The sequence below is a fragment of the Mesorhizobium wenxiniae genome, assembly GCF_002284535.1.
Lineage (GTDB): Bacteria > Pseudomonadota > Alphaproteobacteria > Rhizobiales > Rhizobiaceae > Mesorhizobium > Mesorhizobium wenxiniae.
This window is the reverse complement of the sequence record NZ_NPKH01000039.1, coordinates 1-22152: the sequence shown is the minus strand read 5'-3', so window position 1 is coordinate 22152 and position 22152 is coordinate 1. Positions and strand designations below refer to the sequence as shown.

Genomic DNA, 22152 nt, shown 5'->3' with positions numbered 1-22152 from the left:
GTTCGGCTCCCCCACATGGCGTGTCCCCGCAACCACAGTAGGTGGGAACCATCCTCGCGTTGCGGCTTTCTATCTGCCGCCTTTGGCTCGCCGGCCCGCGGCGCAGTCCAGTGTAGGCGGATCGCCTGAGGTGGTTCTCGTCAAAGCTGTGAGCTGGCGCCATTTGAAATCGCCGTGAGAACAACAATGCGCATTTGCCTGAGTCTCGATCCGTCCCGGCTACTGCGGTGGCACCTCTGGCTGGCAGAAGCGCTCGCTGAGGTGCCCGGCAACGAAGTCTCCTGCGCTTTGGCGGCCGGTAGCCGCCCGCTGCCGTTAATCTGCCGTCTGCTGCTCGAACTCGAACGACTGGTCTATGGCTTTCGTGGGAACGGCGCCATCGACCCCGTCGAGGCGGCGCTGCGGTGCCTGCCGCCGCCTCAGGCCGACCAAGTGGATGTGGTGATCGATCTGAGCGGGGCGGAATCGCTGCCGGCGGCGCGGCGCGTGCTCACCCCGGTTTTCAACGGCGCACCCGGCGAGATCGGAATCGTGGCAGCCTGGTTGAATCGTCAGGATCTACTCGTCGACCTGCATGACACGGCGCGGCCGTTGCAGCCGTGGACGGCGCGTCCGGCCAGTAGAGACCGTGAAGTGTTGGCAGCGAGGCTCGACAGCGCCCTTTCCTGTGCTGTGCCGCTGATCCTCAAAGCCCTGTGCGAGGAAACCGGTTCAGCTGCGTCCGATATCCCCGGTCCACGGATGGCAGTGCCTTCGTTTGGCGCGCTTTCGGCGCTTGTAAGAGCGACCGGCACGGTTGCATCGAAGGCGATCGGGCTTTTGGACGTCCTGGCGAGGGGCGGCAGGATGTGGGGGATTGGCTGGCGCTTCGATGAATCGGCGGGCCTGCTCGACAAAGGCGAAGCAGCATTCCGGGTGCTCACCGGAAATGCCGACAGCTACCTTGCCGACCCATTCCCGTTCCGGCACCAGGGGCAGGATTTCATTTTTGTCGAACAGTACCTCTACTCGAAGAACCGGGGGTGCATTGCGGTCGTGACGGTGAACCGGGACGGGACAGCCGGCGCATCCCGGATCGTCGTGGAGGAACCGCATCACCTCTCGTACCCGTTCGTGTTCGAGCAGGATGGGCAGATCTGGATGATCCCCGAATCGGGGGCGGCCAGAAATGTCAGCCTCTACCGGGCAGTGGAATTCCCTTACCGGTGGACGCGGGAGGCCTGCCTCATGGAAGGCATTGAGGGCTACGATACCACGCCGCTCTGGCATGCGGGCGGCTTTTGGTTTTTCGTCAGCCCAAGGCTGTGGAGGTCCACGTCCTGGGATGTCCTCAGCCTCTACCGAGCCGAGAGCCTGACCGGATCTTGGACGCCCCATACCGCCAACCCCGTCCTGATCGATGCCAGGCTCAGCCGCCCCGCAGGCGCCGTTATCCGACACGGCGGACGCACGCTACGCCCGGTCCAAGACTGCGCGCGCGTTTATGGCGGCGCGGTGACGTTCTGCCAGATCGATGCGCTGGGGGCGTCGGAGTTTGCCCAGACCCCGGTCGGTCGCATTTGGTCCGGAGCGTTGGGGTGTCACACCTACAACCGCCGGTCTGGCTTGGAGGTGATCGACCTGTTCGGGCATATCCGGGGTTTGCGAGAGGTCACGACCGCCTATCGTTTGCTGGTACCTGACGCGCCGGTTTCGGGACCGCGTGGGGTCTCGGGACCGCGTGGGCAGTCCCTCTCTTGGCCGGTCTCGTCCGGGTCAGCCCACCCGTAGCCCAGGTGGTCGAGCGCAAGATACCCCGCCTGCGAAGGGCCGTGGCGCGCCCGACCTTTCTCGGGCACAGAATAAGCTGGGATATCACGGCCGAGTGAAGGAGCGAGCCCCACCTCCACATCGCAGCTTCTGGCCAGTGGCAATGTCAGCGTTGCGATGGACGTTCATTTCTTCGCGCCGACGACCTTCGCTGCCTTCCGCACGGCTCGCTCAGTAGAAATTGTCGCTTGTGAGCTAGTGCCGGCCGCGGGTCGATGGATGTCCTCGCTGGCGTTGAAGGTGGCCCAGAGGTCTAATCGGGTTTGGCAACGCTGCCAGCACAGCTGCTGAAGATGATCGGGTGGCGCTGCCGTGCTATCCGCGCAGGTGGTATGGACTGGAAATAACCTGAAGGGATACCCCAAAAGGGCTAATCATCTATTGTCTCTTCCTAACACTCTATCGTCCTTCCATTTCAGACCTGAATCAGTAATCGTCGTATAACAACCTAAGATTATGGGGGAACAATAGTACCGATCTTCTTTCATTTCATCTCCTTTCATTATATGGCCGGGAGTCCGCATATGGTTGGATCAAGCACATCCGTGGATGTGGCGGTCATTGGAGCTGGTCGCTGCGGATTGTCGCTGGCGGCGCATTTGCGCGCGCGCGATGTGGAGCACCGGATTTTCGGGGAGCTCATGGGGTCATGGAAGCACAATATGCCCGCCGGATGGGTCCCATGCTACGACCTCGAAGCGCTGCCATGAACGCCGGGCTCTCCAGCATTCTCGCCCCCGTCGGTGCCACATCGCCGCCTGACCTGATTAATTTCGCGCTGCGGCGATCGCTGACTCTGCCCCGAGTCAGCTTCGTCGTCCCGACGCTCAATGAAGCCGAGAACCTCCCTTGGCTTCTGCCGCGCATCCCCAACTGGGCGCATGAGATCATTATTGTGGATGGTCATTCGACTGACGATACGGTCGCGGTCGCGCGTCGCCTGCGCGAGGACGTGAAGGTTGTCATGGAGCCCCGTCGGGGCAAGGGCGCTGCACTGCAAGCGGGATTCCTGGCCGCCACAGGCGACATCATCGTCATGCTGGACGCCGATGGCTCCATGGTCCCGGAGGAGGCGATCGTTTTTGTCAGTGCGCTGATGGCCGGCGCGGATCTCGTTAAGGGTTCACGCTTTATCCAGGGCGCCGGCACCGGTGACATGTCGCTGTTCCGGATGTTGGGCAACAGGGGGCTGACCCTGTTCGTGCGGCTGCTCTATGGCGGTTGGTTCTCCGATCTATGCTACGGATACATAGCCTTCTGGAGCAAGCACGTCGCCACGCTAAACTGCGATTGCGACGGGTTCGAGATCGAGACCCTCATCAACGTGCGAGCCTTGAAGAACCACCTCAATATCGTCGAGGTGGCAAGTTTCGAGGCTCCGCGCATCAGCGGTGTGAGCCATCTGCGCGCCCTCCCGGACGGCTGGCGCGTCCTCAAAACCATCCTGCGCGAGAGGGTGCACCCACAGCACAGGCGGAGCGCGACGGCCTGTGATGGCGGTGGACAAACCCGATGCGAATCCTGATGGTTGCCGCCCGCTGCTATCCTCTCATAGGCGGCATCGAAACTCACATCCAGGAAGTCGGTGCCCGCTTGGTGGCGCGTGGCCACTCGGTCGACGTGCTCACCACCGATCCCTCGGGGGAGTTGCAGGTTGAGGAGGAGATGCGCGGCATGCGCGTGCGGCGCGTGCCGGCCTGGCCGAGGGAGCTGGACCTCTATGTTGCGCCCGGCATTTATACCGCGATCCGACGCGGGGCTTGGGATCTGATCCATTTCCAAGGTTACAACACCTTCGTGGCGCCGATCGGGCTGCTCGCGGCCGTCCGAGGGGACCTGCCGTTCATCCTGACCTTCCACAGCGGCGGGCATTCCTCCCGGCTGCGCAACGCCGTGCGCGGCACACAGCACGCGCTGCTTCGGCCGCTGGTGGCCCGGGCCGCACGGATGATAGGCGTCTCCGAATTCGAAGCCGACTTCTTCAGCGAGAGGATGGGCGTGCCGCGGGAACGGTTTGTCGTTATCCCGAACGGCGCCGCGATGCCAGCCGGGAGCCCCGGCATCAAGGTCGATCCACACCTAATCGTCTCGGGCGGCAGGCTGGAGCGCTATAAGGGCCATCACCGGGTGATTGGGGCCTTGCCCGAACTGATCCACAGGGTACCGGACGTGCGACTGCACATCGTCGGAACAGGTCCGTACGAGGGAGAGTTGCGGCGCCTCGTCGCGACGCTCGGCCTCGAGAAGCGGGTCACTATCGAAGCTATCCCCGGATCCGAGCGGCAGAAAATGGCAGACCTTCTGGCGAGCGCCGCACTGTTCGTGCTGTTCAGCGACTACGAAGCCCATCCGGTTGCCGTCATGGAAGCCCTGTCGCTGCGCCGTCCGGTCCTTGTCAGCGACACGTCCGGGCTGCGGGAGCTGGCCGCCAATGGCCTATGCAGGGCGATTCCGCCCGACGCCGGTCCGAAAGAGCTGGCCGCCGCCATGGCCGAGGAGCTGAGGGCCCATCGGGAGGTCCCGGATTTGGCGCTGCCGGACTGGGATGCCTGCGCTCAAGCGCTGAACGACGTCTACTGTGAGGTCCTGAGCAGCCGATCCACGGTCCGCTTGCCCTCCGGCGGCGTGACATCGTGGCCTCCTGCGACGAGGGCATGATGCTGATGATGCCGGCTCATTTCACCCCGGGAACCAGGATCAACCCGCTCCAGGCCGGGATAAGGTTCGTCTCGGCCGTTATCGGTCCCGACCTTCGCGGGGGCAGCGCCGATACGCCGCCGCAACGGGCCAACTCCGGATGGATCGCGGTTTTGTGCCTGACGGTCGCTACGGCTCTGCTCCTGGTCGTGGCCGGGCACGCCGCCGGGCGCCGGGGCTATGAGGTGGCGCCGCTGCTCTTCTGGCCCGGTATCGTTCTCCTGGTCGCTCCGACCAGCCTTCGCATAGCTTGGCCGACAACAGCCAGGGGCGAGCGCGTCTTCCTCCTGTTCCTGCTTGCCGAAGCCCTTTTCTACTGCAAGGTAGTCTATTCCCCGACGAGCTTCATCGGCCACGACGAGTTCTTGCACTGGATCGCAGCCGACGATCTTATGACGGCACGGCGGCTATTTCTGTCGAACCCGCTTCTCCCGATCGGGCCAACGTATCCCGCCCTGGAAATCGTTTCGACGGCGATCGTCAATCTGACGGGATTGCCGTTGTTTGTGGCGGGGACGCTATTGTTGGCCGTCCTCAAGGGCACGTTCATCGGTGCCCTGTTTCTGTTCTTCGAAAGCATCACCGGATCGCCGCGAATCGCGGCCATCGGCTGTCTGGCCTATATGGGCTGCTCAACCTTCGTCCTGTTCGAGTCGATGTTCTCATACGAGAGTCTCGGCATCGTGCTGTGCGTGCTGATCTTCGCCGTCGAGGCAGCATCCAAGGATCTCGTTGGGCGAGAGCGGCTGAAGGCGCTTGGGCTGATCGCCCTGCTGTTGATGAGCCTTTCGGTCACGCATCACCTCGCGGCTTTCTACGCCGCCATCTACCTCGGAGCGGTGGCAATCCTCGAGGCTTTGCGCCGGGACGCCTCCATGCGGAGCGAAGCGAGGATCGCAGTGGGCTTCACGGGGACGCTGGCAATCGCCCTGCCAATCCTGTGGATGGAGGCGCGGGGCAACCATCTCGCAGGTTATCTCGGACCCATCGTCGAAACTGGCTTCAAGACATTGCTCGGAAAGATCACGGGCGCCCCAAACTCGGACCAGCTCGGCGCGCCACCGCAGCCCCTCGCCATGCGGCTGACCACGCTGCTCGCAATCCTGCTGTTGGCACTTGGGCTGGCGACAGGATTCTTTCGGTCGCTGGCCATGGCGGCGCCGAGCGACGCGCGGACGGGTTGGCGTCCGCTTCAGGATGTTCTCGGGAGGCGCTGGCGCGACAGCCGCCTCGTTTTTCTCAGCCTGCTGGCCTTCGGCTTCCCGATCTCGGTGGCTTTCCGGCTGACCATCGGCGGATGGGAAATCGGCAACCGCATGGGAACGTTCGTGTTCATCGGCGTCGGGCTGGTCGTCGGGGTGAGCGTCGTCCACTTTTGGGAGGGCCGCACGCGACGCGGGTGGCGCCGCATCGCACCGGCCGTTGCTCTGGCGGTCATCGTCCTGGGCGGCGTCACGAGCGCTGCGCTCGAACCGTTACGTGGACGCTACAGGGTGGCGGCCGACCAGCAATCGATCGAATCCATGGGGATCGAAACGGCGCTGTGGACCAAAGCATGGCTCGGGGCCGGCAACCGCTTCACATCCGACCGCATAAATCGCCTGCTGCTCGCAAGCTACGGGCGGCAGGACGTGAGAGTAAAGATCGTCGAAGGCGTGGCTCCCTCGCGGGTGTTCGAGAACGAGACCTTGGGGCCTGACGAGTTTTGGGCCTTGGTGAGAAGCGATATCGATTTCCTGCTGGTGGACCTGCGCCTGTCCACTGCCCCGCCGGTGCTCGGCTTCTACTTCGAGCCGTGGCAACGGCGGGGAACGCCGCTCTCGGGCGCAGAGCTGCTCAAGTTCAATGACATCAAGGGCATCACCCGCATCTACGACAACGGCTGGATCGTCATCTATGACGTGAGGGGATTGCATGAGAATTTGTAGGAAGCTGGACCTTCTGGCCGCGTGCCTGTGGGCGGGGGCCGCGGTGGCGGCTGTTGCGGTCAGCGACAGTTTGCTCATCCGTACTGCCCTGGGCGCGCCCATGGTGTTCCTCGTCTCGGGCCACACGGTGCTGCGGGCCATTGGCGTGAGGACCGGCTCCGCGTTGCAACACTTCGTCTACGCGGTCGGCGCAAGCCTCGCCGCCGGCATCGCCGGGGGCTTTGCCCTGAACGCCGCGGGCTCGCTTACGCCGCTCGGCTGGGCGCTGTGGTTCTGGGGCGTGACGGCAGCCGCGGCACCGGTGGCCGCCTGCCGCCGCGACACTCCCGATCTGCCAGCCTGGCCGGCTCCGGCGCGGGTCCGGCTCTGGCAGGGGGCCGCGTTCATGCTAGCGCTGCTTGTGGCGACCGGAGCCTATGCGCTGGCCGTCCGGGACGAAGCGGCCTACCGGGAATTCAAATACACCGCGTTCTGGTTGTTGCCGTCGGCCAGTGGCGAGTCAGGCCGGATCACCGTCGGCATCAGGAGCGCCGAGACTCAACCTCAGCTGTTGGACCTGGAAATCACCCTCGACGGGCAACCGTTCGCCATCTTCCGATCGCTCACCATCGCACCGGGCGAGAGCTGGGCGCGGGAGATCCCGGTGCCCGTTTTGGCCACCCCGCAGAAGGCGGATGCCCGGCTCTATCGGCCGGAAGACAACCGACTCTACCGCAGCGTTTCGACGCTGGTGCCGCGCATCTGAAACGAGGTTGGACTATGCGCATCCTGCTGCTATCGCAGTTCTATCCTCCGGTGATCGGGGGAGAGGAGCGGCATGTCCGCAATCTCGGCGCGGCGCTGGCGCAGCGGGGCCATCATGTCAGCGTCGGGACCTTGATGCATCCCGGATCGCCCGAAACCGAGCTGGACGGCGCGGTCCGCGTGCATCGCCTGCGCGGCACGCTCCAGCGTCTGTCGGGCCTCCACAGCGATCCCGAGCGCCGCCATGCACCGCCCTTTCCGGATCCCGAACTGGTGCTTGCCCTGAAGCGGCTGGTCGCCCGGGAGGAGCCGGACATCGTCCACGCCCACAACTGGATCTACGCGTCCTTCCTGCCGCTCAAAGGTCTGAGTGGGGCACGCCTCGTGGTTACGCTCCACGATTACGGTCTTGTCTGCGCCAAGAAGAACTTCATGCACTTGGGCACCCATCTCTGCAGTGGCCCAGCGCCGGCCAAGTGCCTGCCCTGCGCTACAAGGCATTACGGGGCGGTGAAGGCAGCCGCGACCACCTTGGGCAACTGGGCGTCGAGCTTCGCCGCTCGGCGCGCGGTGGACCGCTTCATCGCGGTGAGCCACGCGGTGGCGCGTCACACCGGACTGACCGAAGGCAGCGCCCCCTACGAGGTCATCCCCAACTTCGTGCCCGACGATGTCGGGGTGCTTGGCCCGGAAAATCCCTGCCTGCGGGAGCTACCCCGGGATGAATTCATCCTGTTCGTCGGTGACATGATGCGCCTCAAGGGCATTGACGTTCTCCTGCAAGCCTATGCCGGCCTGGAGCGGGCGCCGCAACTGGTCCTGATCGGGCGCCGAGTCGCCGATACGCCAACAGAGTTTCCGCCGAACGTCCGCGTCTTCAGCACATGGCCGCATTCCGCCATCATGCATGCTTGGCGGCGCTCACTGTACGGCGTACTGCCGTCGGTCGGGCCCGAAGCCTGCGCGACGGTCATCATGGAAGCGATGGCGTCCGGCAAGGCGGTCGTTGCAACCGGCGTCGGCGGCATGCCGGATCTAGTCGATCATGGCGAAACTGGGCTTCTCGTGCCGCCGGGTGATGCGCACGCCCTTTCCCACGCAATGCAGACACTTCTGGAGAACCGCGCCTTGCTCGCCCGCCTGGAGGCGACAAGCCTCGCCAGGGTCGGCCGCCTCAAGGCCGGAGCGGTCGTGACCCGGATCGAGCAGGTCTACCGGGACGTCCTGCGGCCAGCCGCCAGCAGGGCAGCGGTGCCGGCGCAGCAAGGTTCGGGAGAGCCATCTTGCCGGTAGACCTCGTCAGGACGGCCATTATTCGCGCCCGACGAGAGCTTCGAAAGAGCGCCGCGCTCGTGCTGAATTCCAGCGCTCTGGCGATCGGAACGATTGCAGCGGCCGGTCTCGGGTTTGTCTATTGGTGGCTCGCGGCGCGGCTGTTTCCGCCGGAAGTGATCGGCAAGGCCGCCGCCCTCCTGTCCGTAATGGCGTTCGTCGGCCTGCTGGGGGAGGGCGGGCTCGGGACCCTGCTGATGGGTGAAATCGTACGGCATCCAGGCAGGGACCGCGGCCTCGTGGGCGCTGCAGCGTCCATCGGGGTGGTGCTGGGGGTCGGCCTGGCCGTGGTGTTTGTCTTCGGAGATGCGTACCTCAACAGCTCGACCGAGTCGATCGGCGGCTGGCTCCAACGAGTTGCATTCGTCCTCGGCTGCGGCCTGACGGTTCTCGCCATGATGGTCGACCAGGCCTTCGTCGGCAACCTGCGCAGCACCGGCAGGATGATCCGGCAAGTGCTGTTCTCCACATTCAAGCTGCTGCTGATCGCCTGCGCTGCGGCCGCCGGCCACACGTCCAGTGCCGCGCTTCTTCTGACCTGGGTGGCCGGCCTGCTGGCGTCCTTTGTCGGCGTCGATCTCTTGACCCGGGGCGGCGCGCGTCGTCTTGTTGGGGCCCCCGATTTTCAGCTGCTCCATATTCTCCGACGCAAGGTGGTCGACCATTACGCGCTCGATGTGGCCTTGCAGGCCCCGAGCGTCATCATGCCCTACCTTGTGCTGGTTCTCCTGTCGCCCACCACAAATGCCGCCTTCGTGGCGTTGTGGATGCTGGTCTCTATGGCGTCATTGATTCCCGCAGCCATGGCCACGGTCCTGTTCCCCGTGATCAGGGCATGCCCGAAACAATCCAGACACGATGTCCTTGTATCGGTGACGGCGTCATTGCTCTTCTCGCTGGTCTGCGCCGTCATAATCTTCACCTATTCGCAGCAGATCCTTGCGGTCTTCAATCCAGCGTATCCTGAGATCGCCGGTTCGAGCCTGCGCTTCCTCGGCTTCAGCCTGTTGGGATCAACGCTCAAATTTCATGCCTGTACGCTGGCGCGGTTGGGCGACAGGATGCGCAAGGCATCTCGCTGGTTCGCGCTTGGCGGATTGCTGGAGCTGTGCTTCGTGGTCGCGGGGGCGAAGCTTGGTGGACTTCAAGGCCTGGTCCTAGGCTGGACGCTCGCCGTCAGCATCGAGGGTGCATGTGCCGCCCTGATTTTGGCCTTCGCGGTGAAACTGGATTCTGCCGCCGGCCCCGCGCAGCACGAGCGACCGACCGAGTCGCCGCTCCAGACTTGAGGAGACATCGATCATGGCGCTGGGTTTGGGATTTCAAGCAGAACATTCTCTAGCAGCAGGACCGGCTAAAACCTTTGTTACATTGGAACACCCAATGACGACGGCGAATATTGCTCTGCAAATTTTCACCGATATGGAAGCGGTGGAAGCTCAGTGGAGAACATTAGAGCAGCATGCGGATTGTACTGTATTCCAATTGTTTGATTGGCAGATGGAATGGTATCGCCACATCGGCTCCAAAGAGAAACTGATTCCGGTGATCGTGCTGGGTCTCGACGATACCGGCGTGGCGGTTTTTATTCTGCCATTGGCGATCGAACGCCATGGTCTGATCCGCCGGCTGGTCTGGTTTGGATCGGAATTGTGCGATTATAATTCGCCCATCCTGGCGACAAATTTTAGCGATCACGTGAAACCTGGGCAATTCGGCCGCCTGTGGAAAGACATAATTCGGACGATTCAAGACTATCCTCAACTTCGTTTCGACGCTGTTGAATTTTACAATATGCCCAGTGTTGTCGGCTCTCAACCTAATCCCTTTCTCGACTTTCCAGTCTTGCTGGCTAATTGCGGGGGACATGTCGCAACCCTCCCGGAAGCGAACTGGGATCGGTTTTATGCGTCAAAGTTTTCGAATTCGACGCTGCATACCCACCGGCGCAAGGCCAAAAACCTCGCCAAGCAAGGTGGCGGGGCGATTCGCTTTGTAGACGTGCAAGAGCAGGCCGAGATCGAGTGGACCATTGCAAAGCTGATCGAACAAAAACGGAGCAGCTATGCCCGAATGGGTGTTCATGATATGTTCGCACGTCCGGGTTTTCGCGAATTTTACTTGGCGATTGTCGCCAATCCTCGCTTGTGCGGGGTTATCCATGTCACGCGGCTGGATGTGGCTGGGGTTCCGGTGGCGACGGGTCTCGGTCTCCGGTTCAACTCCAGTTATTCACTGGTGATGTCGAGTTATGAGGACGAGTTCGCCAAATACAGTCCCGGGCGTCAGCATATTCAGGAAATGTTGCAATATGCCATTGGCCAGAAGATGCAGAAATTCGATTTTACGATCGGCGACGAACCATATAAGCTTGCATGGTCGGATATCAACTTGCCCTTGTTTTTCCATTTTGATAGCAGAACGTTGCGCGGTCGTATTGTAATTGCGGCGCGAATGGCGATTCATTATGTGGATAGATGGTATAATCAAACGACGTTGTTAAAGCCGCCGCTGCGGCAGGTTCTTCGTAAGACAAGACGATCCTTGCGTCGCATGTTTATCTGACCGACCGTTCACGAGTTTTTGATCTTGGAGCGGGGTACAATCATCGAGCTTCTCTAAAAAGTATAGTATAATGCGATTACTTTGCGGGAGACTATGATGTATGGCGTAGATATTGGGACTGTCGGCGGCGGCCTGGGGGGCTCCATCGCCGCCGCGACGCTCGGGCGAGCTGGATTCTCGGTCGCCCTGATCGACGCGCATCATCCCTATCCGGAGGATTTTCGCTGCGAGAAGATTGAGGAGAAGCAGTTCAGGTTGCTTCGCGAGACTGGCCGGATGATGGAGGGGATTGTTGCCGCGTCAACGCTGTTCACCGAACTGTGGATTGCGCGGTTTGGTCGCGTGATGAACAAGCGCCCATGGTTTGGTTTTGCAGCAAAAGACGGGGTCTTGAATTTTCTTCGATACCGTTTGGTTCGCTGTCATGATCGTGTTGTCAATGAAGTGGTGGGCGAAGGAGCGGGAATTGAATAATATTGATGTAGCGGTCCTCGGGGGTGGTACCGCCGGCTCGTTAGCCGCTGCGATGCTTGGCCGGATGGGGATTTCGACCATCCTTGTTGATATCCATCAAGTCTATCCGGTGGAGTTTCGCTGCGAAAAACTCGATGGCGATCAAGTCGACTTGCTCAAAAAAACCGGGCTGGTGGATGCCGTATTGGCGGCTGCGACACCGATGACTGAGATATGGGTGGCCCGTCGCGGTTATGTCATTGGTAAAAAGCAAGGGAAACACGGCGAGCCCTGCGAATATGGGGTGGCTTATGAGGATTTGGTAAATGTTATTCGCCGCCAGATTCCTGATAGTGTCCAATTCATCTGCGCTAAAGTGACCAAAATAACGACGAGTTCCGACCGGCAGCAAATTACCCTGTCAAATGGTGACACATGGTCGACCCGATTGATTGTGGTGGCGACCGGCTTAAACAATGTCGTCCGGGGTGCGATCACGCGATCCGAGATCAGCAAATGCCACTCGATCAGTGTTGGTTTTGATCTCACCTCTAAAGCTGGTTTCAAATTTCAAGCTTTAACGTATTCTGCGGAAAAGCCAGGGCCTATGGGTTATGTGAGCCTGTTTCCGATTGGTTCAAGAATGCGCGCCAATGTGTTCGTCTACCATGGTGATATGCGCCATCCGTGGTGTCAGGAAGTGCGCACATCGCCGTTATCTGCATTGTATTCGGTAATGCCCCGATTGAAGCGTCTCCTTGGTGATGCTGTCGTGTCAAGCGATATTCAGATTCGACCCGTTGATCTTTACGCCGCGCAGAATCATGAACAGCAACCTGGTCTGGTATTGGCTGGTGACAGTTTTGCTACCAGCGATCCGGCGGCGGGTACCGGTCTCAATAAAGTGCTAACCGACGTTGATCGGTTATGCCATCATATTCCGACATGGTTAGCCACGCCCGGAATGGGGATCGAGAAAATTCAGACATACTACAGTGATCCCGTCAAAGTTGCCTGTGATGAATGGTCGCTTGGTGAAGCATTTTACAACCGATCACTGGCGTCCGATACAACGCTTTTATGGCGTATTCGTCGGATGGGCTGGATTGGTCTCGATATGATGGGGATCTCGATCCCACAACTTCGCTTGATGGCGGCAAGCGCAGTTCGTTGAGGAGCAGGCTGAGCTGGTCTTCATGCCGGGTCTCCCGGGGATAGCAGCGCTACTGTTGAATGCCATTCTCGAGAAGCGACGTTCCAAGACCATCGCTAGGTCTGCGCGCGGCCGGCAAGCTCTCGCCGGTCAGCGGCAAGGTCGGGACCGGCGAACCGGCCGGCTCTCTTGGCTCGCTAGCGCCCACGCTGATGTTGACGAGGTCGCCTGGCTGCAACAGGGTCATCCCATCGGACTCGATGCTGACCGGCCCGGCTGCCGATTGCCGCACGATTTGATAAGTTGCGCTGTTTGCGTCCTTCGCAAACTGCGCGCGGGTCACCGGCAACATGTACAGGACGCCTTCGCTGGCGTTCAACTCGCGCACATTGGCCGCGATCTGGCTCTCCGTGGTCTCGATCTCGACCTCCAGATCGTTCCTGAGGTCGGCCCGGGTCCGCAACACCTCAGACTCTAGCCAAGCGAGGCGCTGCTTGGCGCTCGCGTATTGGTTGCGGGCGTCCTGCCGACGCTGTTGCGCGTCGGACAACTCACTCTGGATCTGATCCATCACCGTCATGCTGAGAACTTTGCGGTCCACGAGCGTGCGCATGCTGTTGACGCGCTCCTGGCGCAGCTTGATGAGTTCGTCGAACGACTCCATGCGCGCATAAGCGGCAACATCCTGCTTGGCCGCCTCCAGCGCACGCATGGTCGCGCGCTCGCGATCCTTGCGGGCCGTGGCGACGGCCTTGCGCCGGTCGCTCTGCTCGTTCACGAGGTTGGCAGCTTCGGTCGCGCCGGCCAGCTCCAGCAACTGGCGCGGGATCTTGGGCGCCGTGCCGTCGCGCTCGGCCTTCAGCACCGCCGCGCGCGCGAGCAACTTCAACATGGTATCGATCGCCCCGGTCCGCTTCTGGGTCTCACGCACGGCTTCGATCTTCTGCCACGGCTCGCTCTCGGCCCGGTCGAGTCCGCCGGCCAGCGCGATCGCGTGCAGGATCGTCATGCCGGCCGCGTACTTGAACGAGCCTGGATTCTTGACCGGGCCCAGCACGTAAATGGGCGGGCGCTCCAGCGGCAGGATGTTGACTAGTCCTTTGCGGCCCAGCAGTTGATTGAAGGTTTCCGCCAAGTCGGCCTGTACCTGTTGCGTCGACCGGTTGGCGACCGGAATGGAGCCAAGCAAGGGCACTGAAATCGTGCCGTCCTCTTGGACAATATATTCGCCGCTCAGTTCCGGACGCTGGAGGATGCCGTGCAAGGCCGAGGACGCGCCCCCCCACTTGTCTTCCTCGACGTCGACGCGCTCGTAGAACACGGCCTTGAGGCGATCGCCGACGCCGAAGAGGGCTCCGGTTGGCACGTCTGGCGCCTTGGCGAGGGTTTTGGGGCGCTCGGCACTGGTGGGGAGGGCAGGGACGGCGCTCCGTTCGACCGACGCCATAGTCGACGCATCCGGTCTCGACACGATCGCGCGGGAGGGTTCGGCCGTGGCTTGGACCGGATGTTCTTGCCAGCTCCAGCCATAGATAGCAGCAGACACCTTCTGCACTACGGCTTCGGAGACATCTTCGACTTTTTGCACCACTGCTCCGGAGGCATCCTCGACCTTCTGCACCACGGCGCCGGAAGCATCCCCGACCTTTTGCATCACGGCGCCGGAGACATCCTCGACCTTCTCCACCACGGCTCCGGAGACATGCTCGACCTTCTGCACCACGGCGCCGGAAGCATCCTCGACCTTTTGTGCCACGGCTCTGGAAGCTTCCATGGCCCCCCCGTTTCTGATCGCGGCCCCTCCCAGGGCGGCGACCCCGCACAGCCCGAAGACAAGCAGGACGGCCTTTATTCCCCTGCGGGGGGCCGCCTGTGACGGGAATGGGATGGGCTCGGAATTGTATTCTGTATCCATGGCCATGGCATATGGCTTTCATTTCAAGGGCGGCCATCCCGCCCCGTCCCGAACTGGTCGAGGTTCGACGGGCAAGGCTCTGCCTTATCGTGAGCCTTCGCCGCCAGCGGCACAACTATCCCTTTGTGGGCACTCCTTCCGGATAAAGCGCGGTCTTGGGAGGGCTCGTCCAATTAGCCAGGTTGCTGCGCTGCAGGAGAACTTCTTTGATGGCAAAACGGGACAAAAGCGATCGAACGCAACGAAGAGGAACTCTTGGTTTACCGACGCAGCGTCTCGAACCGCCTGCGGCCCCGACATGCATTCGCAGGATGGCTGGGCCGTTTCCAACTTCATCATCCAGGTCATGGAAGAACGAGCCGATCACCATTTACGGCTCCTAGTTGCAAACACGATCATTCCGGAGCGGCTGAAAGCCGGGCTCGTGCCTTCCCCAAAAGGCCGTAGGCTTGAGAATCCGGATAGGCCTCGACGATGCTGCCCTACGCCTTAAGAGGGTATTTTGGGGTAGGGCCTTCCAAGCGTAAGGTAAAAAAAGAAACTGTGCGGTGGTGCGTGGAGCGCCCTAATCGATGCGTGTATCTTAATCGCGCAGAGCGAGAAGGCCATGATGACAAGGCAATCTTTTATCACAGTGCTTGTCGGGCCGAGCGAGTTACTCCGAGAAGGCCTTAGTCGAATCCTGGATGCAGCAAATTTTCGTATTCTTTTCTCTGCGGCTTGTGTTCACGATCTTCTGCAGAAGCCGCTACCCCAGCACCGACCCATCTTGCTCATCATAGATGTCGGCGGTATTGATGCGGATGCTGAATTCGCACAAATTGCAGACTTTAAAGCGATTTACCCGACCTGCCATGTCGTTGCGCTAGCCGATTACTGTCGAACGACCGATATAGTTTCAGCTCTTCGTGCGGGGGCTGACGGGTATTTGACAAAAGCTGCTGCTTACGACACTTTCGTCAAAGCTCTCGAATTGGTTATGCTAGGGCAGATGGTGTTACCTGCAGAAACTTCGGCGTTTCTTCAAGATGTAAGGCATGGTCTGAAACATGACACGGTAACTGACGAGTTAACACACGTGGCTGTTAAAGTGGAGAATGGGGATCGAGAACTAGTAATTTTGTCAAATCGGGAAAGATGTATTTTATGGCGCTTGATCGAAGGGGAATCTAACAAAGCCATCGCGCGCGAGATTAACATCGCCGAAGCTACAGTGAAGGTACACGTCAAGGCCATCCTTCGAAAGATTCGGGTCCGCAACCGGACACAGGCTGCAGTTTGGGCGATGAACCATGGTATGCTTACGCCCCCCTCTGGCAATGGCTCGTCGGGGAACGAAAAGATGGCAACTCAGCAGTCTCACCATCCGCAAGATCTACTTGAAGCACAAAAGGGGTACCACTAATAATCATCATCCGATAGACCCGCTTTCCCGTCCTGACATATCGTCATTCGGGCTTGTGCGGTCACTTGCCAAAGCCTAGCGGTAGCGTTGGATAAGCGGCACGGGCTTCGGCCGAGGCCCTTCCGATTAAACTCGTCCACATTCGAACCCGCTGATTTCGAAGACAGCTACTTCCCCACCCATAGCCGATCGATAAGCAGTGGCCGACGGATGCAGATCACGGGTTGATCCCGAGGACCAACGGGAGGTCAACCAACCGACCCAGAACGTCTTTCGCGATCACCTGATGCTCGAATACGAGATCCCGAATAGGAAACGTGACCAACTGGTGGCGGTCCTCACCCAGATCGACGAGGAAGCCTACTCCACGAAAAAGGCAAATGGTTCCTCGAGACGGGGTTCGGGCTGCTGAGCGGGAGCACAAGAATTTCGATACGATCGAGGAGGCCATAGGATGGGTAGGCAGACACACCTTCCCCGAGCCTGCTTAGATCGCAGATTGAGCGGCCGATTCCGCGGTAGCAATTAACCCGCACAGGCAGCTAGGCAATACTGCCGATCGTGCCGAAGACCTCGAACACAGCCCGCGGAATTCACCCAAGGCGGGCAGTGTTATGCCTGGTCCACTCTTCCGCCAGAGTTCCCTCGGCGAGGAGATCGTTGACCTTGTAGGCGACCTCCGTGCGGTTGGTCGCCTTCAGCTTCTTCATGATATTTCGGATGTGGACCTTCACGGTGCTTTCGCGCAGGTTCAGTTCGTAGGCGATAATCTTGTTCGCCTTGCCGCGCCGGAGCGCTTGGGCAACCTCGGCCTGCCTGAGTGTGAAAATGCCTGTCAAAGGCTGTCTGTCGCGGCTGCCCGAATCCATCAGGTGCCGCATGGAAAGGACACTGCTCGCCGGGACGAAGATGCCTCCCGCTGCCGCAAGGTTTATAGCCTCGACGCAGACATCGATTCCGACCGAGGTCGGAATGTAGCCGCGTGCACCGCATTCGAGAGCGGTCAGTATCTGTACAAGGTCTTCGGTGTCGGCCAGGATGACCACAGGAATTGATTTGAACTCGGAGGAAATGTGCCTGATCTCGTCTGCGATGCCATGATCGGTGACCTTCCGTCCGCCAAGGTTGAAGAGTATGGCTGCCAGGGGAGGGGCCGAGCCCTTCTTTACGCGCCATTCATCGATCGAACTCAAGGCGGCGACCCCCATGCCGAGTTCGTGGTCCACGAGAGCCGATGCGAGACATTCGCGGTCTAGGGCCCTTCCGTCCAGGATGAGGAGGTATTCCCTCTGTCCGTGAACGCTTCCGCTGGACGGAACCCCTGACCGATTGGCCGAAGTGTAGTTATGCAGCCGTGCCGTGGAATACCCACTCTTTCCCATACCAAACCACCTTGCGATGTAGTTTCTTCATTCACTAGCATTGCAGGTTTGATAACCAGGCCTTGTGAAAGCTTGAGGCTCGATTACCCCATTTGAGCCGTTTTCAGTTGTCCGACTCCTCAGCGAGACCAGCTTGGGTGAGTGTACGGTTTATTTATAAGCAGTCTCTAACATAGGTTGTTTTTTTCGTAATTTTCAAGGAAACCGACGCCAGGCTGGCCCCAAGGCGCTGCATTCTGCCTTAAGACGCAGGCATGGGACCACTTAGCCATCTTCAGCCCAGCCGACACCCGAACGTGGATCGGCTAGTGCATGCCGCGATTGCAGAGGTAGACCAGAATTCCTGAAGGTGCTGTTGGCATAGTCAGGGCGCAGAAGTGATATCCGTGGCGCAACGCTTTAATTCGAGCACACCCGATGGATCTGCCGTAGGCAGCACGCCGACCTCGCGCGGTAGGCCGTGTCGCCGTCGGGCGTGATGATCTGGCTTCTCTCGATTTTGAATGGGTTGAGTTCCGCTGAGCCCAACCTTCGACCGCCTCGGCCGGATGCGGCTGCCGTCGTGGAGACATGCCAAGCCCGCCAGGTGTCCCCGGAAATGTCTTGTGGAACTGTCCGCGACGCCGGACGGTGTCTTCAGCGGAGAATTTGCTGATGGTCGATATGCTGCCGCTCAGCGATATCTGAGATACTCGCTGTCGAATCCGGCTGTTTCGACCAGCTTCTTGCGGTTGATCACCTCTACATAGCCTGACTTGAAAGAAACGAGATCGGCCTTGCGGAGTTCCCTTAACGTTCGGTTGACGTGAACGGCGGTCATTCCGAGGATGTCGGCCAGTTCATATTGGGTAAGAGGGCACTCATATCTCCCATGGGCCGACAGCCCAACCATGGAGAGCCTCTCCTCCAACTCGAGCAGGAAATGGGCGGTGCGCCTCATCGCGTTCCGCCGCCCGGTATTCATAAGATGTTCGGCAAGGATGGCGTTCAAGCGGGCCAGGGAGCAGGCGATCTTCTTCCCGAGGTGGCCTTGGGACAAAATGGCCTTGAGCAGTTCCTTACTGGAAATTTCATAAACAGCGAGTTCGGTTATGGACGCCAGCGACGCTAGACGGGGTCCGTCCACACCACGGAAACCGACAATGTCTCCCCTGAGAGGGGTGTCGATGATCTGCCGTTCTCCGTCCGGCAGTCCGTGGTAAAGGATGGCCCACCCCGATTTTACGACAAATATCCCATCGTTGTGGTCATCCTGGCGGGAAATAACCGAATGGGGTTTGTAGATTTTTGCGGTAGCACCGAAAAAATCGTTGTTCCCCCAGCCGTTCTTCGACAACGTGCCCCCTACGGGATGCGACCGCATGAACTCCAACAGTGTCTGCATCAAGAGTCACGAGCTTGCTTCTGTTTCCGCATAACGTGCAATAATTGCTCCAGGACGAGTTCACACGACGACCTCCTAACGTAGAATCAGGCCGGGCTACTGTCCTCGTCTGTTTGAATGAGGCAAATTGCGCTTAGATCAAGGTGTTGCACGCATCAGGCGGGTCTCCCGGCTTGTGTCGGACACTCGCTCTTTGCTCGCTTGGCGGCGTGACGATTCGGTTGCAGAACACCCGGATCGCAGAGTGAACGTCAGTGGCGCGGACCGATGCCGGTGATTGATCGCCGGTGACGGTGAATATGACGGCGCGGGGCTATCTCTGGTGCTGGTTGCCCGACGGACAAGGCAGCCTTCGATGGTCAACCTCCACGATCGGCAGCCGATAATTCTCGATCCCGCCGCCTATGACGCCTGGCTGGATGCGGCGACGCCGACCTCAGCGGCCAAGGACCTGCTCAGGCGCGATCTCGGTGCCCAACTGCAATTCAACAGAGTCGATCGGCAGGTGAATTTAAGCAAGAATAAGGGCGGAGAGGAATTGATTCAGCCGATCGACAGAATACGGCCCGTTTCCTAAATGAGCGAACCGCCTTCGCGAAATAAACTCAGGTAGATCGCCACCAATATCTGCCCTCAACCCGTTGCAGTCGTTCTTGCCAACTTTCGTGAACGACTGCTATGCGCCTGATATTGTTGATTTAGTCGTTGCCGGGACGGCAGCATGGCTCTTGGTCGGATCAATCCGGCCAGATTTGCCGCAGTTTTCGGATCTCACTACCTGCAGTGTTTCGTTTGGCGGCGGCTGTCCCTCCTTTACGCCAAGGCAGCGATCATCGGCCCGGCCGGTGGTCGGAGCTTTGCCAATCTTCTGAGATTCTGGGCGGTAGCGGCGAGGAGGAACTCATCGCGCGCGCCTGAGGGACCGCGCAGTCGCAGACGCCCAAGCCGCAAAATGCGTTTGAGATGCGCGAACAGCATCTCGACCTTCTTCCGTCGATGACGGGACCGCTCATATTCCGGCGTCTCGGCAATTGCCCTGGCGACATCGCGGGCATCCTCGTTCAGATCTCGGGGGATCTTACGAGAGGGCATATTCGGACAGCACTGCGACTTCAACTCGCAGACTTTGCCGTCGTGCTGGCTGGCGCGGTAAAGCCGCGTGCCTGCCTGTGCGCGGCGTCTTGTAGCTGCGCCGGAACTGCACCAGCCGTTTGCCACCCGGGCAGGTGTATTCGTTCGCGTCCGGATCGAACATAAAGTCGGCGCGCGAGAAAGTGCCATCCGTCCGGTTGGACTTATCGAACACCGGGATATGCGGCGCGATCTCCCGTTCCTTGACCAACCAGGCGAGGTTCGCTGCCGATCCGTAGGCGCTGTCGGCGGCCAGGTACTCTGGCTTGAGGGCGAAGCGGTCCTCGGTCCTGTCAATCATGGTGCGCGCCGCTCCCACTTCGGCCTGCCGGATCGCGCGGGTGGCTTCGACGTCCAGGATGACGCCATGGTCGGTATCGATCAGATAATTGGTGGCGTAAGCAAAGAAGGCATGACCCTTGTGCGCTCCGGTCCACTGTGCCGCCGGATCGGAGGGTGAGATGAACTTCGGTGTGACCTCACTGGCCGCCCCGAAAGCGGCGTCATCCAGGGTTGCGAGATACTCTCGCACCGCTCGACCGGCCCCAGCGCCAAGATCGGCGGCGCGCCACTCGTCGCCCCGGAATGGAGCGCTGTTTGTTGGCATCGGCTGCGATCAGGCTGGCGTCCACCGCAAACCCTTCGCCACCTACCAGGCCTTCGCTCAGGCAGCGTTCCACGACTGTCTCGAAGAGGTGTCGCAGGATGTCGCTCTGCCGGAACCGGCCATGGCGGTTGCGCGAGAAGGTAGAATGGTCAGGAACCTTGCCGTCCAATCCCAAACGGCAAAACCATCGATAGGCGAGATTAAGGTTGACCTCCTCGCAGAGCCGTCGCTCGGACCGAATGCCCATACCCGCTTGCGCTCCCGGGTTTCCAGCAGCTTCGTCAGCCAGTCTGGATCCACCTCCGGCACCGAGGAGAGAAGCAGCTCGGTATACGGAGCAATGCGGCGGCGTCAGGATTTCGGTCTTGAGCCCCTGCTCGACGACTTTGCCTTGGTGCATGACGACAATTTCGTCGGCGATTGCCCGCACCGTCGCGATGTCGTGCGTGATGAAAATGTAGCTGACTCCGAATTCTTGTTGCAGCCGCATAAGGAGCTTCAGGATCTCTTCCTGTACGATCTGGTCGAGGACCGAGGTCACCTCGTCGCAGATGATGAGCTCCGGATTAGCAGCTAGCGCCCGGGCAATGCAGATGCGCTGCTTCTGACCGCCCGAAAGTTCGCCCGGCAGACGGTCGAGGAAGCTTTCGTCCATCTCGATCATGTGCATGAGTTCGCCAACGCGGCGGTCGCACGCCGCCCCTTTGAGGCCGAGATAGAACTCGAGCGGCCGGGAGATGACTTCCTCGACGGTCTGACGCGGATTGAGCGTGTCGACGCTCTCGATTCGGGCTTTGAACATGGCGGCTTTCGGCATCTCCTTGGCCCAAAAGGGACGGGCCACCAACCTTGGCGAAGCCGGTGGATTCCGTTTTCGCCTGCCGTGACGAACGGCACTTTCTTCCGTGGCCGCAATGTTGTAGCGCGGCGCGTCGTTGCGGCCGATTTCGGCTGGCGCCGTTAGTCGATAGAGGCGGTGAATTTCCGACCACGGGAGATACCTGGTATAGCGTCCGCACATGGCTTGCCCCTAGTTCCGCAGGATCTCCCGCACGCTGAGCGGGCCGAGATCGAGAATTCTCTTGTACTCTCCCGTGCGGAGCCAGACGCCGCGGACCAAGCCATTTTCCCGGTCGCACTTTGGATCGAATATCAAGCCTGGGAAGTGGTCTTGGAACGCTTGTGCGGACGCTTCGTCGGCGAAGCAATAGAGCCGCGCTCTCCTCGCCTTGGCCCGATCGAAGGTCGGCGCGGCAGCAAAAACCGTGCTTTGCATAATTTCGGCAATTCTCGCCGCAGGACATCGCAGGATTGCGAAAGCGGCGAAATCAGGCTGTTGCATCACACCCATGAAATCAGCGATGTTTCGGCTACGATCACAGAAAATGCGGGCGAAAGACTGCCTGAACTCCTGGATCGCAGACTGCGCCTTCGCCAAGATCCTTTCAGCGGAACGTGATGACTTCTCCTGGGCGGCCAAGCGCCACGAACTGAGACGCCAGCGAGAGGCCCGCCGAAAGCAGGCGGCATAGAGATCATTCAAGCCCGTCCGGCCGGAGCATTGACGCCTCTGCCGCCTGAGCGCCCATTGCAGTTGACGGCGGCCTAGTCCGACTAGGGCACGGTATCGCCAGCGGGAAGGGCAGA

General features: G+C 60.4%; 16 protein-coding genes and 3 pseudogenes. 12 read left to right on the top strand and 7 right to left on the bottom strand.

Features of this window, described 5'->3' with window-relative positions; genetic code table 11:
- Positions 1–186: 186 nt before the first annotated feature.
- The 10 genes from CIT31_RS30275 to CIT31_RS30225 all read left to right on the top strand — a co-directional run bounded on the left by CIT31_RS30275 (position 187) and on the right by CIT31_RS30225 (position 12702).
- Positions 187–1770 (top strand): glucosamine inositolphosphorylceramide transferase family protein, encoded by a 1584-nt coding sequence (locus CIT31_RS30275; RefSeq protein ID WP_095521562.1) that lies wholly within the window; start codon positions 187–189, stop codon positions 1768–1770.
- A 745-nt stretch (positions 1771–2515) separates the two neighbouring features.
- Positions 2516–3334 (top strand): glycosyltransferase family 2 protein, encoded by an 819-nt coding sequence (locus CIT31_RS30265; RefSeq protein WP_084831445.1) that lies wholly within the window; start codon positions 2516–2518, stop codon positions 3332–3334.
- Complete coding sequence (locus tag CIT31_RS30260; protein WP_095521560.1) at positions 3322–4467, top strand: glycosyltransferase family 4 protein; 1146 nt, start codon at positions 3322–3324, stop codon at positions 4465–4467. Before CIT31_RS30265 ends, CIT31_RS30260 begins: the two co-directional genes overlap by 13 nt.
- Positions 4443–6434 (top strand): hypothetical protein, encoded by a 1992-nt coding sequence (locus tag CIT31_RS30255; RefSeq protein WP_095521559.1) that lies wholly within the window; start codon positions 4443–4445, stop codon positions 6432–6434. Before CIT31_RS30260 ends, CIT31_RS30255 begins: the two co-directional genes overlap by 25 nt.
- Positions 6421–7179: a hypothetical protein gene (locus CIT31_RS30250; protein WP_133116239.1), complete on the top strand. Its 759-nt coding sequence runs from the start codon at positions 6421–6423 to the stop codon at positions 7177–7179. Before CIT31_RS30255 ends, CIT31_RS30250 begins: the two co-directional genes overlap by 14 nt.
- A gap of 14 nt (positions 7180–7193) precedes the next feature.
- The gene (locus CIT31_RS30245) at positions 7194–8471 is read left to right on the top strand and encodes a glycosyltransferase family 4 protein (protein ID WP_095521557.1); all 1278 of its coding nucleotides are present in this window, start codon (positions 7194–7196) and stop codon (positions 8469–8471) included.
- Positions 8462–9799 (top strand): polysaccharide biosynthesis protein, encoded by a 1338-nt coding sequence (locus CIT31_RS30240; protein WP_133116238.1) that lies wholly within the window; start codon positions 8462–8464, stop codon positions 9797–9799. Before CIT31_RS30245 ends, CIT31_RS30240 begins: the two co-directional genes overlap by 10 nt.
- Before the next feature lie 13 nt (positions 9800–9812).
- On the top strand, positions 9813–11075 hold the full coding sequence (locus CIT31_RS30235) for a GNAT family N-acetyltransferase (protein WP_095521555.1): 1263 nt from the start codon (positions 9813–9815) through the stop codon (positions 11073–11075).
- A gap of 93 nt (positions 11076–11168) precedes the next feature.
- Positions 11169–11549, top strand: coding sequence for an FAD-dependent monooxygenase (locus CIT31_RS30230; protein WP_095521554.1), 381 nt, complete (start codon positions 11169–11171; stop codon positions 11547–11549).
- Positions 11542–12702, top strand: coding sequence for an FAD-dependent oxidoreductase (locus tag CIT31_RS30225; RefSeq protein ID WP_165778604.1), 1161 nt, complete (start codon positions 11542–11544; stop codon positions 12700–12702). Before CIT31_RS30230 ends, CIT31_RS30225 begins: the two co-directional genes overlap by 8 nt.
- Positions 12703–12751: 49 nt before the next feature.
- Here the strand turns inward: CIT31_RS30225 and CIT31_RS30220 are convergent, their stop codons facing one another.
- Positions 12752–14437 carry a polysaccharide biosynthesis/export family protein gene (locus tag CIT31_RS30220; RefSeq protein WP_133116237.1) on the bottom strand — a complete coding sequence of 562 codons (1686 nt, stop codon included), beginning with the start codon at positions 14435–14437 and terminating at the stop codon, positions 12752–12754.
- Positions 14438–15203: 766 nt separating this feature from the next.
- Here CIT31_RS30220 and CIT31_RS35570 point away from each other — a divergent pair.
- Positions 15204–16001 carry a LuxR C-terminal-related transcriptional regulator gene (locus CIT31_RS35570; RefSeq protein ID WP_108722864.1) on the top strand — a complete coding sequence of 266 codons (798 nt, stop codon included), beginning with the start codon at positions 15204–15206 and terminating at the stop codon, positions 15999–16001.
- A 593-nt stretch (positions 16002–16594) separates the two neighbouring features.
- Here CIT31_RS35570 and CIT31_RS30205 read toward each other — a convergent pair.
- Positions 16595–17383, bottom strand: coding sequence for a response regulator transcription factor (locus CIT31_RS30205; RefSeq protein ID WP_095521550.1), 789 nt, complete (start codon positions 17381–17383; stop codon positions 16595–16597).
- A gap of 673 nt (positions 17384–18056) precedes the next feature.
- Entirely contained in the window at positions 18057–18719 is a 663-nt protein-coding gene (locus tag CIT31_RS30200; RefSeq protein WP_245316528.1) for a Crp/Fnr family transcriptional regulator, read from the bottom strand.
- A 325-nt stretch (positions 18720–19044) separates the two neighbouring features.
- On the opposite strand from CIT31_RS30200, the gene CIT31_RS30195 reads away from it, so the two are divergent.
- Positions 19045–19344: an SOS response-associated peptidase family protein gene (locus CIT31_RS30195; RefSeq protein ID WP_133116236.1), complete on the top strand. Its 300-nt coding sequence runs from the start codon at positions 19045–19047 to the stop codon at positions 19342–19344.
- Between the two features lie 236 nt (positions 19345–19580).
- Here the strand turns inward: CIT31_RS30195 and CIT31_RS30190 are convergent.
- The 4 genes and pseudogenes from CIT31_RS30190 to CIT31_RS30180 all read right to left on the bottom strand — a co-directional run.
- A pseudogene (locus tag CIT31_RS30190) lies at positions 19581–20749 on the bottom strand (transposase); the annotation flags it as partial.
- A gap of 17 nt (positions 20750–20766) precedes the next feature.
- Positions 20767–21274, bottom strand: a pseudogene (locus CIT31_RS30185) (ATP-binding cassette domain-containing protein); the annotation flags it as partial.
- 60 nt (positions 21275–21334) lie between these two features.
- Positions 21335–21526 (bottom strand): annotated as a pseudogene (locus CIT31_RS35965) (hypothetical protein); the annotation flags it as partial.
- Positions 21527–21535: 9 nt separating this feature from the next.
- The gene (locus CIT31_RS30180) at positions 21536–21943 is read right to left on the bottom strand and encodes a hypothetical protein (protein WP_133116235.1); all 408 of its coding nucleotides are present in this window, start codon (positions 21941–21943) and stop codon (positions 21536–21538) included.
- Positions 21944–22152 lie beyond the last annotated feature (209 nt).